The organism is Mesorhizobium sp. M0808 (assembly GCF_040320025.1).
GTDB lineage: Bacteria > Pseudomonadota > Alphaproteobacteria > Rhizobiales > Rhizobiaceae > Mesorhizobium.
The window spans coordinates 80,836-93,247 of record NZ_JAMYOX010000025.1; the positions used below are offsets into that span (position 1 = coordinate 80,836).

Consider the following 12,412-nt stretch of genomic DNA (forward strand, 5'->3'; position numbering starts at 1 on the left):
TCAGTCCCTACCGTGCCAGGACGACGCCGGCGTCGGGGCGGAAAGAAACCCAGGCGCGGTCGTTCCAGGTCAATGGGTCCTCGGTGAGGCGTGCCGCGTTCATGGTGCTCGCCCGCACCACCTGACCGTCGTCCAGCCTGACGTGATAGACGGTCATGTCGCCGAGATAGGCTATGTCGTAGACCTCGCCCTCGATGGCGTTGACGGCACCGGCCGGTTTCGTGGAGGACACCTTGATCTTCTCCGGCCTGATGGCGAAGGTGACGGATGTTCCGGCGGCGGCACTGCCGGCATTTTCGGTCCGGATGGTGATGCCGTTGCCGGCATCGATGCTCGCGCTGCCGGCCTCGCCAGCCGCGATCTTGCCGTCGAACATATTCACATTGCCGACGAAGCCGGCGACGAAGCGGGAACCCGGCGCCTCGTAGACCTCGGCCGGCGTCGCCACCTGCATCACCTCGCCCTTGTCGATGATGGCGATGCGGTCAGCCATCGTCATCGCCTCTTCCTGATCATGGGTGACGACGACGAAGGTGAGGCCGAGGTTCTGCTGCAGGTCCATCAGCTCGAACTGGGTTTCCTCGCGCAGCTTCTTGTCCAGCGCACCAAGCGGCTCGTCGAGCAGCAGGACTTTCGGCCGCTTGGCCACCGAGCGCGCGAGCGCGACGCGCTGGCGCTGGCCGCCCGACAATTGGTGCGGCTTGCGCTTGGCGAACTGCTCGAGCTTGACCAGCTTCAGCATCTCGGCGACGCGCTTGTCGATGTCGGCCTTGGCCATGCCTTCCTGCTTGAGGCCGAAGGCGATGTTGTTCTCGACCGTCATGTGCGGAAACAAGGCGTAGGACTGGAACATCATGTTGACCGGCCGCCGGTAGGGCGGAATGCCGCGCAGATCCTGGCCATCGAGCAGGATGCGGCCGGCGGTCGGCTCCTCGAAGCCGGCAAGCATCCTAAGCAGTGTCGATTTCCCGCAGCCTGAGGCCCCCAGCAAGGCAAAGAATTCGCGTTCGAAAATGGTCAGCGACAGGTTGTTGACCGCTGTGAACTCACCGAATTTCTTGGTGACGTTGTCGAACTGGATGTATGGCTTGGCGTTCGGATCGTTCCATGGCGCAAAATCCCTGCGGATGCTGCCAAGCGATTTCATGTCCCACTCCGTCCTGCTGCTTGCCCCATGAGAAAGCGGCCCCGGCAACGGCTGCCGGGGCCTGGTCAGATTGCTATTGGCCGGTGACGATCTTGGTCCAGGTGCGAGTGATGATGCGCTGGGTCTTGGGATCGTAAGGCGATACGGTGTAGAGCTTCTGCAAGGTGGCTGCATCCGGATAGATCGCCGGATCTTCCAGGATCGCCTTGTCGATGAACTGCTGCGAAGCCTTGTTGCCGTTGGCATAGAGCACATAGTTCGACGATTTGGCGATCACTTCGGGCTTCATCATGTAGTTCAGGAACTCATGGGCTTCGGCGACATGCGGCGCATCGGCCGGGATCGCCATCTGGTCGAACCACATCTGGGCACCTTCCTTCGGCACGGAGTAGCCGATCTCGACGCCCTGCTTGGCTTCGTCGGCGCGGTTGCGGGCCTGGAAGACGTCACCCGACCAGCCGACCGCCAGGCAGATGTCGCCATTGGCAAGGGCGTTGATGTATTCGGAAGAGTGGAACTTGCGGATATAGGGCCGGACCTTCAGCAAGGTTTCTTCGGCCTTGGCAATCTCATCGGGCGACGTGCTGTTCGGATCGAGGCCCAGATATTTCAGTGCCGCCGGTATGATGTCGGCCGGCGAATCCAGCACATAGACGCCGCAGTCCTTCAATTTGGCCAGGCTTTCGGGATTGAAGAACACGTCCCAGCTGTCGATCTTGTCGGTGCCGAGCGCTGCCTGCACCTTCTTGATGTTGTAGCCGATGCCAACCGTACCCCACATGTAGTTGATCGAATATTCGTTGCCGGGATCATATTTGGCGGTCCGTTCCATGACCGTGTCCCACATATTTGAAATGTTCGGCAGTTTCGACTTGTCGAGCTTCTGGAACACACCCGCCTGGATCTGGCGTGCAAGGAAATTGCCGCTGGGCACGACGACATCGTAGCCGCTGCCGCCGGCGAGCAGTTTCGTTTCCAGGATCTCGTTGGAATCGAAAGTGTCGTAGACGACCTTGATGCCGGTTTCCTTGGTGAAGTCGTCGATGATCGAACTGTCGATATAGTCCGACCAGTTGAAGACGTTGACGACGCGATCCTCGGCACGTGCGCCCAAGGTGAAAACTGCCAGAAACGCCGAAGTCGCCGAAAGCCAGAGCGCTTTGCGGGTCATGCTATTCTCCTTTGATGAGTGTTCCGTAGCCAGCTCGTCGCGGCGTCCGCGCGGCTGGGCATTTGCTTCAAGGTATTGGGCTTGCAGGCAGGCGACAAGCGCGAATTGCCGGCGCCATTATCGTTCGGCGGCGAGCCGACAGCGAAGACCTGGCGTGGCGTTGGTGGTGTTCCGACGCCGTCGGAAGCTTTCGCTACGGCGCGGGCAGGGAGACGACGATATTGTCCGGCCTCGATGCGGCCGGCATGGAGACTTGGCAAGATACGCCTGTCTTGTTGTTGCCGTGATCGCAGCCTGCCCGCGCGGCTGCAACGTTGTCAATGGTTCATCTCGCTTTGACGCGCGCACTGCATCAATTAGGTGACGGCACACCGGTGACGCCCGCTCGCGCGGGCCGCGTCTGACGCTTGAACTCGAGCCCGATATGGACGAGCAGCGCGGTGACCACGACCGCACCGCCGACGATGGTGCGCGCCGACGGCACCTCGGAATGGATGAGCCAGACCCAGATCGGGCCAAGGATCGGTTCGAACGTGCCGAGCAGCGCCGCGACGGCGGCCGGAACAAGCCGGGCTCCGGTGGCGAAGAAGGCGAGACCGAGTCCCAGATTGATCACGCCAAAGGCAAAGAGGAAGCCCATATCGTGACTGGAGACGCCCAGCGCCGACGCCTGCGATGCCGCAAAGGCGGCCGCCAGCATCGTGCCGAGGCAGGTCGCCGGCGTCATGCGCACATGGGCAAAGCGGCGCGTGATGACGGTGGCGATCGAGAACATGACGGCGATGAGCAGCGCCAGCCCGTCGCCGATCGGCGACACCGCGCCATCGAGCGATTCCGACACCATGATGGCGACGCCGACAATGACGGCGGCGATCGCCACCCAGGTCGCCACCGCCACCCGTTCGCGAAACAGCGCCCAGGCAAACAGCGCCGCCAGAAGCGGCACGCCGGCCTGCATCAACAGGATGTTGGCGACGGTGGTATAGGCAAGCGCCACGACGAAAGAGGTCGACGCCGTGGCGAAGCAGAACGCCACCGCAAGGCCGGCCAGGCCCATGCCGCGAAACAGCTTCAGCGTGCCACGCCAGCCGTCGCGCCAGACCATGAAGCAGAGCAGGAAGGCGGCGGCCCAGACCGAGCGCCAGAACACCACCGTCCAGCTGTCGGCGTTGTCGATGAAGCGCGCAATGCTGCCGCCGAAGCTCCACATCAACGCCGACAGGAATACCAGCAGGAAACCGACGCGTTCCCCTTGCGGCGACACGATCGGCGAAGCGGCAACCGGAGATGATGCGGTATCGGTCATGGGTACGACTGTCGGCGAATTCGGAGCAGCACGATGTGCAATGGACGACAGAGACGTGCCTAATTCGCGTAACGCAAAGCAGAAGGCCGGGCGTGATCCAGTTAGATGTTCCGTTTGGCGCACTGATGAGGGCGCCTCGCCCCTCGCCCGGCGATGATCCGAGGCGACTTGTCGATGATGCGTTACGAGGTGCTCTTGTTGCCGCGGATAAAACGCCAGAGACCGGCCAGCGGAATCAGCAGGAGCAGGCCAAACTTTTTCAGCGCGATCAGCGCCACGACCAGAAAACCTGCTTTCGCCGCCAGCTTGCCGGCAATCAGGCCACCGACGCCAATCGCCGCAACCGTATCTACGCCCGGCACGAAATCGGCGTATGTCTTGCCGGTATTGAAGTCCGCGAGGCCAAGCACTTCATCCAGGCTTTGCCTTATCTCCGGCAATTGTTCCACCGTCGCGATATAGCTCATCACGAAGACGCCCTCCCTGCCAAGGAAACGGACGTCGTAGTTGAGCGTATGGGCGGCATCGTTGCCAAATTGCAGCTCCTTGGCCCAGTGCAGGCGCTTGTGGGCCGCGTCATAAACCGGCGGCGACGCCCAGCCGATCAGCGTAATGGGCGCATAGCCATCCTTTACCCTCTGATCGTTGCCGGACAGAGTGTCTGACTGCATGTTGCGCAGCAGTTCATTGTAATCGATGGACGCGGCGTCGCTGTCGTCGACGTAACCGATCTTTTCCCAGCGCAGTTCTATCCCCCAATTGTTGTCGGCAATGGGATCATGGGAGACTGGAAAGATCATGCCGAGGGCATCGGAACCAGAGTCGGGCGGATTGCCCCAGGCTTCGGTGAGGACGGAGAGCGTGTCCTTCTTGTCCAGAAAATAGAACTTGTCCTTGAGGTCGAGATGGATGCCTTCGGCAAGATTTATCGCGCCGGTCTTCGGATCGATCTTGTCCAGGAACGCCTTGCCGGCATCATTGTAGTGTTGATAGGAATTGAAGAAATCCGAGGACTTTTCAGCCAATGCGGGATCGGCCGAAAACGCGAGCGCCAAGCCAAGCCAAAAAACTGTCCTGCCCATCATTGATCCCCCGACCGTTTCGCAGTTCTTTTTTTGATACCGTACCGTCAATGCTGAATCAATATTCGGCTGAATCAATATTTTTGCTGAACCAATATTTTGGTCGGCAACCGCGAACCAGCTTACTGGTTGCGGCCGCAGGAACAGATGAGGTCCTTTGGTCGAAGATTCAGCCGCAATATTGCTGGAGCCGAATCACTGGAAATCGAACGCCGACAGTCCCGTGACCATCTCGTCGAGGCCGAGCGGACGTGTAACGGGTGGCTCGGCGCGGGCGAGGCAGCCGATGCGTTCGCACAGCCGGCAGGCAGGGCCGACCGGTGTCGCCGGCACGGCGGCGTTCTGTCCGGTCTTGCCGATGGCGGCCGGCCCCGGCAATGCCGCTCCATAGACGACCTCGTCGCGAAAACCGATGTCGCAGCCGAGCAACAGCGCCGTGCGCCGCGGGCGCTCGGCAAACGAGCCCTGCGGCCCTTCGAGCGTGCGGGCCATGCAGAGGAACGCCGCACCGTCGGGCATTTCCACTGCCTCGACCAGGATCTGGCCGGGCTGGGCGAAGGCGGCATGGACCGGCAGCTTCGGACAGCCGCCGCCGAAGCGGCTTTGCGGAAAGCCGTGGCTGCCCGCCTTGCGGAACCGATTGCCGGCACTGTCGACCTCGAGCATGAAGAACGGCACACCCGACGCACCCGGCCGCTGCAGCGTGGTCAGCCGGTTCGCCGCCTGCTCGAAGGAAACGCCGAAGCGCGACCGCAACATGTCTATATCGTAGCGGGTGCGGACCGCAGCGGCGTGAAAAGGCTGATAGGGCATCATCAGAGCGTGCGCGGCATAGCGGCCGAGCTCGAAACGCGCCAGCCGGCGGGCTTCGTCCGTGGTCAGCTTCAGCGCCTGGATCTCGGCGGCGACAGCGACGCTCATGCGGATCAGGCAGGCCTCCATAGCCACCTCGCGCAGCTGATCGAATGGCGACAGGCGCTCGGACAGGAACAGGCGTTGCGAGTGACGGTCATAGCGACGCCGCCAGTTGGGCATGGTAGCGACCGGCAGTACCTTAACGACGATGCCGAATTCACGCCGCAGCCAAGCCTTCAACGCACTGAACAGATCGTCGCCAGGATCGAGCACCGACGTGAATGCCTCGGCTTCCTCTTCGAGCGCGGCAAAATGATTCGGCCGGCGTTCGAAAATCTCATGCACCTCGTCGATCGGCAGCCGGGCACCGGAGAGTGCGGTGGCCTTGCCCTCACGCGCGAGCAGCTCGTTGAGATCCGATAATCGCTCGGCCTGCTCGCGATAGGCGCGAAACAGTTTTATCACAGCGGCGGAAGCGTTGGGCGCCGCCTCGGCAAGCTCGATGAGTTCCTGGTCGCCCGGCAGTTCGCCGGCCAGCAACGGATCTGAAAACACTTCCTTCAAATCGGCGACCGATCCCCGCGCCTCGCCCTGCAGTTCGTGCGGGTCAACCTTGTAGACGGATGCCAGCCTCAGGATCAGTTGCACCGTCAGCGGCCGCTGGTTGCGCTCGATAAGATTGAGATAGGACGGCGAGATGCCGAGCCCTTCGGCCATCGCCGTCTGGGTCAGCCCCTTGGCGTTGCGGATGCGACGAATGCGCGGCCCGGCAAAGATTTTGTGGTCGGCCAATCGAGTTTCCTTGACAGAATTTTACATCCGCCGATGGCATGGCTGTCTTTACAACCATGACAGATTTACAGCTCTCATCAGTCAAACACAACACAGGTTTTCCCTTATTTTATGACTGATCCGGAGGTTTACCTCGCTTGCGTCGTGCCGACGTGTAAATGGTGTCACACATATGGCGCACATATTTTCCCTCTGCGACGCCTTCCTAAACCGGCATCAAAACCGCCTGGAGTGATCAATGACCGACTTTTACAACCTCGTCCCGTCGGCGCCGCAAGGCCGCTTTGATGGCATCGAAAGGCCCTATTCACCGGACGACGTGAAGCGGCTGCGCGGCTCGGTGCAGATCCGGCAGAGCCTCGCCGAAATGGGGGCAAACCGGCTGTGGCAGCTCATCCATGAAGAGGATTTCGTCAACGCGCTGGGTGCCATGTCGGGCAACCAGGCGATGCAGCAGGTGCGGGCCGGGCTGAAAGCGATCTATCTGTCAGGATGGCAGGTCGCCGCCGATGCCAACACCGCTTCCGCCATGTACCCGGACCAGTCGCTTTATCCCGCAAATGCCGCGCCCGAACTGGTCAAGCGCATAAACCGCACCTTACAGCGCGCCGACCAGATCGAGACTTCGGAAGGCAACGGGCTGTCGGTCGACACCTGGTTCGCGCCGATCGTCGCCGACGCGGAAGCCGGTTTCGGCGGGCCGCTCAACGCCTTCGAGATCATGAAGGCGTTCATCGAGGCGGGTGCGGCCGGCATCCATTACGAGGACCAGCTGGCTTCGGAGAAGAAATGCGGCCATCTTGGCGGCAAGGTGCTGATCCCGACCGCCGCACATATCCGCAACCTCAACGCGGCGCGGCTTGCCGCCGACGTCATGGGTACGCCGACGCTGGTCGTGGCACGCACCGACGCGGAAGCGGCACAGCTCTTGACCTCCGACATCGATGAGCGCGACCAGCCCTTCGTCGATTATGGCGCCGGCCGCACCGCGGAGGGCTTCTATCGTGTCAGCAACGGCATCGAGCCCTGCATCGCCCGCGCCGTCGCCTATGCGCCCTATGCGGACCTGATCTGGTGCGAGACTTCCAAGCCCGATCTGGCGCAGGCCAGGACGTTTGCCGAAGGCGTGCGCAAGCATCATCCAGGCAAGCTGCTTGCCTATAATTGCTCGCCGTCTTTCAACTGGAAGAAGAATCTCGAAGACGCAATGATCGCGAAGTTCCAGAAGGAACTCGGCGCCATCGGTTACAAGTTCCAGTTCATTACGCTGGCCGGTTTCCACCAGCTCAATTTCGGCATGTTCGAGCTCGCCCGCGGCTACAAGGAGCGGCAGATGGCCGCCTATTCGGAACTGCAGCAGGCGGAATTCGCCGCGGAAGCCAATGGCTATACCGCCACCAAGCACCAGCGCGAGGTCGGCACCGGCTATTTCGATGCCGTCTCGATGGCGATCACCGGTGGCCAGTCTTCGACCACGGCCATGCAGGGATCGACCGAGCGCGCCCAATTCAGGCCGGCGGCGGAATAGCAGACAAACAGAGTGAACGCCCAAACGGGCATGGCAACACAACAGGCATGGCAACACAGGGAGAAGACCAATGGCTTCGATAAGCCGCGTCAAGGAACGGGCCGAAGAGCAGGCCACCAGCATGAATGTCGACCAGCAGGCGACCATCCGCATGCTGGCGAACGATCTGCACAGGCTCAATCAGTCGGTGATGAAGGCGGTCGAGGCAGGCGTCTCGGTCGAACTGGTGCGCTCGGCACGGCACCATGGCGGCGACGGCAACTGGGGCGATCTGCTGATCCCGGTCATCGTCACACAGCGGAGCCACGACAGACAAACTCGATAGCACCGCGCCTCTTTTGAGCGCATGCTATCGCACCTTGCACGCCGCGGCTTTGCCTAATTCGGCAGAGCCGCTAATGCAACGATTTCAATGACAAGATCAGGCTGCGCAAGCGCTGCAACGCCAATAACTTCCGAGGGCGGCGGGTTGTTGTAGCTGCAGTGCTTCGGGCAGTGCACGGCAAAGAATTCGTCCAAGACGTCCAAGCGAAAATTGGGCGAGCTCAGCACGCCGCCATCTGGAAATGGCCCCTTAACAAAGAAGGTCAGCCGGATGAGATGCTCGAGCGCACTGCCAAGCTCCTCCAGATCTGATTTGATATTGGTGAGAATTGCGCGCCACTGTGCCGCTGCATCGCCAATGGCGGCGCCGCCGCTTTTGCCGATCGGATCGTAGTCCTCGGCCGTCGCGGTGTTTCCGGAAAGGTAGACAAACCCCTTTGCGCCGGTAACGACCGTACCCTTTCCCCATGGCATCAACCGGCCATTTTTGAATTTCTTGTGAGTCACTAGTTCCATCGTCATCTCCCGTCGGTCAAAGAGACGTGCTTAGCCAACGAGGAAGGGTAGTCCGGCGAGGCGATACGACAAGCTCGCGACAGGCCCGACTCGCCTTCGTCCAACCTTACGTCAACCCGGCTACGGCTGCGAGTTCGTGCGTTCGCGCTGCAAAGCCAAACTTAGCTGAGCCTGCCCGGTTGTGGTGGGAACTTCTTCTTCGGGCGGCGGCAAAGAAAAGCACTTAATTTTAATTTTAATGTTTCTTGCGATATTCTCCTGATACGCCATTTGAGCTTGACATGAGCAGTGATCTCACGCCAATTACCTCTCGAGTTTCAACCCTGCATTGAAACATTGAACAACGGCCTGCCCCGCCATGTGCCCAGCGAATCGCGATATCGAGACTGCAAAACAGCTGCCTTTCGTCAGTCGGGACATGGAGACGCGGATGCTCCCGGATTTCTCGCGGGTGCTGGTGGTCGGAAAATCACCGATCAACCGCGTCGTGGTTTCAAAAATCGTGGAGCGGTCCGGCCTCAAACCGATCTCGGAAACTCCCGAAACCGCGGCAAAGGCCTTGCACGCGCTGATTCCCGGGGCTGTCGTTCTCGACGGCGGTGCGGAGAATGGGGACTGCGACGCCTTGCTGTCGGGTATCGATGCACTGCGAAGGGCGTCAGGCAGATCGCTTCCGTCGGTGATCCTGCTTTCAGTCAAGACCGGCACGCCGGAGAGCCTGGGCCTGTCCAGCGTCATCGATGCAGTGGTCGTCAAGCCGATCACCACCGAACGGCTGCAGCCGGTGATCGACCGGCTGGTCGGGGTCGGCCGCAACTGACCTCTACCGTGATGCCTCGGCTGCAGACCTGATCAATCAATCTCGCCGATACGCTCGATCAAGCCCGGCAGTTCACCGAGATTGGCTATCTGGCGAAAGCGTGGTGCCGAGACCGGCGGCTCGACATGTTCCAGCACCCAGGTCAGATCATGCGGAACGTGGATGCCCCAACTGCCGGCTTCGATGGCCGGCACGACGTCCGATTTGAGCGAGTTGCCGACCATCATGCCCTTTTCCGGGCCGTCGCCGTGGCGGCTGAAGATGCGGCTATAGGTGGCCGCGCTCTTGTCGCTGACGATCTCGACGGCATCAAACAGCTCGCCCAGCCCGGATTGCGCGAGCTTGCGTTCCTGGTCGAACAGGTCGCCCTTGGTGATCAGCACCAGGCGGTAGGCGCCGGCCAGCTTTTCCACGGTTTCGCGCGCATGCGGAAGCGGCTCGATCGGATGGCTGAGCATCTCGCGGCCCGCGGCGAGAATTTCGGCGATAGTCGAGGCCCGCACCTGGCCGTTGGTGACCTCGATCGCCGTCTCGATCATCGACAGCGTGAACCCCTTGATGCCGAAGCCGTAGACCGCGAGGTTGCGCTTCTCGGCCTCCAGCAATCTTGCTGAAATCCGGTCCTCCTCGGCTTGATCGGCGAGCAGTGCGGCAAAGCGCTTCTCGGTCACGCGGAAGAACTGTTCGTTCTGCCACAGCGTGTCATCGGCGTCGAAGCCGATCGTCGTCAGTTTGCGGCTGTGTTGCATGGGGACCATTAATTGCAGCGTTGCGGGAGGCCGACCCTAGACCAGGAGGCTTTTATCCGGAAGTCGTTGTGTTCCCCCGGTTATCGAGGCGCACGCCAGCCGGCTCCCCTTCCCTTTCGTCGTCGGCAACGGCTATACTCCACAATCTGCAACAAATCTGGTGATTGATGCCGCCTGCAAAAAAGGAAGTCCGTCCGTCGAGCCGCGGAGGACGCGCCCGCACGCCTGCCTTCGTGAAAAACCAACGTGGCGTCAAGAACTGGAAGGAAGTCAGCGCCTGGCTGGAATGGCGCGGCATCGAAGATATCGAATGCATCACACCCGACCAGGCGGGGGTTGCGCGCGGCAAGATGATGCCATCGAAGAAGTTCACCTCCAACACCTCGCTGGCGCTGCCTTCGGCGGTGTTCATGACAACGATTTCCGGCGGCTATCCGGAGGACGGCAACGGCTTCCACTATCCGGAGGACGACGGCGACCTCAAGCTGATGCCTGACCTCTCGACGCTGACGGTGGTGCCGTGGGAGGAGGACCCTACCGCGGCGGTTATCTGCGACCTCGTCCACCAGGACGGCCGCTCGGTCGAGTTCACGCCGCGCAACGTGCTGAAGCGCGTGCTTGCCGCCTATGACAAGCGTGGGCTGAGGCCGGTCGTGGCACCCGAGATCGAGTTCTACCTGGTGCGCAAGAACCCCGATCCGGACTATCCGCTGACCCCGCCAGTAGGTCGATCGGGACGGCCGATCGGCGGCGGCGCCGGCTATTCGATCGCCGGGGTTAACGAATTCGACGAATTGATCGACGACATCTACCATTTCTCCGAAAGCCAGGGTCTGGAGATCGACACGCTGATCCACGAGGAGGGCGCCGGCCAGCTCGAAATCAATCTGCGTCACGGCGATCCGATCGAGCTCGCCGACCAGGTGTTCATGTTCAAGCGAACCATCCGCGAGGCGGCGCTCAAGCACGAGATCTACGCCACGTTTATGGCCAAGCCGATCCAAGGGCAGCCCGGTTCGGCCATGCATATCCATCAGTCGATCATCGACAAGAAGACCGGCAAGAACGTTTTTTCGGCGGAGGACGGCTCGGAGACCGAGGCCTTCTTCCATTTCATCGGCGGCATGCAGAAACATGTGCCGAACGCGCTGGTGATGTTTGCGCCCTACGTCAATTCCTACCGGCGGCTGACGCAGTCGGCCTCGGCGCCGGTCAACAACAAATGGGGCTACGACAACCGCACCACGGCCTTCCGCGTGCCCCGCTCCGACCCGGCGGCGCGGCGCGTCGAAAACCGCATCCCCTCCTCCGACGCCAACCCCTATCTGGCGCTGGCGGCATCGCTTGCCTGCGGACTGATCGGCATGACCAACAAGATCAAGGCCGAGCCGCCGGTTCTGACGACCGCCAACGAGGACCAGATCGACCTGCCGCGCAGCCTGCTCGAAGCCGTCGACCTGTTCGAGGCTGACGAAGAACTCGGCGCGCTGCTCGGCAAGTCATTTGCCGCCACCTATGCGGCGATCAAGCGAGCGGAATTCGAGACCTTCATGGAAGTGATCAGCCCGTGGGAGAGGGAGTATTTGCTGCTGAATGTGTAGTAGGGGAGTAGGGGAGTAGGGGAGTAGGGCAATATGGCAGTAGGGCAGTAGGGCAAGGATGACGGACAAGATCGCATCGTACAGGGATCTGATCGTTTGGCAGCAAGCCATGGACCTAACAGTTGCAATCTACCAAGTAACAAGGACTTGGCCGAAAGACGAGATCTACGGGCTGACGAGTCAGGTGCGTCGGGCAGCAACGTCGGTGCCCGCCAACATCGCCGAGGGTTACGGCGGAGAAAGCCGAGCTTCCTACCAGCAGTTTCTCAGGATCGCCCAGGGATCACTCAAGGAACTGGAGACACACCTTTTAATCGCGCAAAGGGTTGGAATTACCTCTCGCGAGGCGGTCGAGTCATTGATGCCCCACAGCGAGAGCGTAGGAAAGCTCTTGCGGCTTCTGATCCGCAAGCTGTCGGCTGAATAGACACCTACTGCCCTACTGCCCTAGAGCACTAAAACGCTTAAGAAATACCCAACTACACCCGTACGGACCGGGTGCGCACCGGCCCGCCTGCCAA

General features: G+C 61.1%; 12 protein-coding genes. 5 read left to right on the forward strand and 7 right to left on the reverse strand.

What is annotated here, in order from left to right:
• Nucleotides 1–7 precede the first annotated feature (7 nt).
• The 5 genes from NKI25_RS24435 to NKI25_RS24455 form a co-directional block, all read right to left on the reverse strand.
• A complete protein-coding gene (locus tag NKI25_RS24435) occupies nt 8–1,147 on the reverse strand; it encodes an ABC transporter ATP-binding protein (RefSeq protein ID WP_352634656.1) in 1,140 nt (379 codons plus the stop codon).
• A 73-nt stretch (nt 1,148–1,220) separates the two neighbouring features.
• The gene (locus NKI25_RS24440) at nt 1,221–2,318 is read right to left on the reverse strand and encodes a polyamine ABC transporter substrate-binding protein (RefSeq protein WP_352999632.1); all 1,098 of its coding nucleotides are present in this window, start codon (nt 2,316–2,318) and stop codon (nt 1,221–1,223) included.
• Nucleotides 2,319–2,670: 352 nt separating this feature from the next.
• On the reverse strand, nt 2,671–3,624 hold the full coding sequence (locus NKI25_RS24445; RefSeq protein WP_023677450.1) for a DMT family transporter: 954 nt from the start codon (nt 3,622–3,624) through the stop codon (nt 2,671–2,673).
• 182 nt (nt 3,625–3,806) lie between these two features.
• Complete coding sequence (locus NKI25_RS24450) at nt 3,807–4,784, reverse strand: DUF2167 domain-containing protein (protein ID WP_352829349.1); 978 nt, start codon at nt 4,782–4,784, stop codon at nt 3,807–3,809.
• Between the two features lie 117 nt (nt 4,785–4,901).
• A complete protein-coding gene (locus tag NKI25_RS24455; protein ID WP_352829351.1) occupies nt 4,902–6,353 on the reverse strand; it encodes a helix-turn-helix domain-containing protein in 1,452 nt (483 codons plus the stop codon).
• A gap of 238 nt (nt 6,354–6,591) precedes the next feature.
• On the opposite strand from NKI25_RS24455, the gene aceA reads away from it, so the two are divergent.
• Together aceA and NKI25_RS24465 are read left to right on the forward strand one after the other, a co-directional pair.
• The gene (gene aceA, locus NKI25_RS24460) at nt 6,592–7,881 is read left to right on the forward strand and encodes an isocitrate lyase (RefSeq protein WP_352999634.1); all 1,290 of its coding nucleotides are present in this window, start codon (nt 6,592–6,594) and stop codon (nt 7,879–7,881) included.
• A 70-nt stretch (nt 7,882–7,951) separates the two neighbouring features.
• Nucleotides 7,952–8,206, forward strand: coding sequence for an SMc00767 family acetate metabolism repressor (locus NKI25_RS24465; protein WP_023677446.1), 255 nt, complete (start codon nt 7,952–7,954; stop codon nt 8,204–8,206).
• Between the two features lie 53 nt (nt 8,207–8,259).
• On the opposite strand, the gene NKI25_RS24470 is transcribed toward NKI25_RS24465, so the two are convergent.
• The gene (locus NKI25_RS24470) at nt 8,260–8,721 is read right to left on the reverse strand and encodes a RidA family protein (RefSeq protein WP_352829353.1); all 462 of its coding nucleotides are present in this window, start codon (nt 8,719–8,721) and stop codon (nt 8,260–8,262) included.
• 430 nt (nt 8,722–9,151) lie between these two features.
• Here NKI25_RS24470 and NKI25_RS24475 point away from each other — a divergent pair, with 430 nt between their 5' ends.
• Nucleotides 9,152–9,541 (forward strand): ANTAR domain-containing protein, encoded by a 390-nt coding sequence (locus NKI25_RS24475; RefSeq protein ID WP_352829355.1) that lies wholly within the window; start codon nt 9,152–9,154, stop codon nt 9,539–9,541.
• A 32-nt stretch (nt 9,542–9,573) separates the two neighbouring features.
• Here NKI25_RS24475 and NKI25_RS24480 read toward each other — a convergent pair whose 3' ends face one another.
• Complete coding sequence (locus NKI25_RS24480; protein ID WP_352829357.1) at nt 9,574–10,290, reverse strand: HAD family hydrolase; 717 nt, start codon at nt 10,288–10,290, stop codon at nt 9,574–9,576.
• A gap of 167 nt (nt 10,291–10,457) precedes the next feature.
• Here NKI25_RS24480 and NKI25_RS24485 point away from each other — a divergent pair, with 167 nt between their 5' ends.
• Nucleotides 10,458–11,891, forward strand: coding sequence for a glutamine synthetase family protein (locus NKI25_RS24485; protein ID WP_352457076.1), 1,434 nt, complete (start codon nt 10,458–10,460; stop codon nt 11,889–11,891).
• 58 nt (nt 11,892–11,949) lie between these two features.
• Nucleotides 11,950–12,318 (forward strand): four helix bundle protein, encoded by a 369-nt coding sequence (locus NKI25_RS24490; protein ID WP_352829358.1) that lies wholly within the window; start codon nt 11,950–11,952, stop codon nt 12,316–12,318.
• The last annotated feature ends 94 nt before the right edge of the window (nt 12,319–12,412 follow it).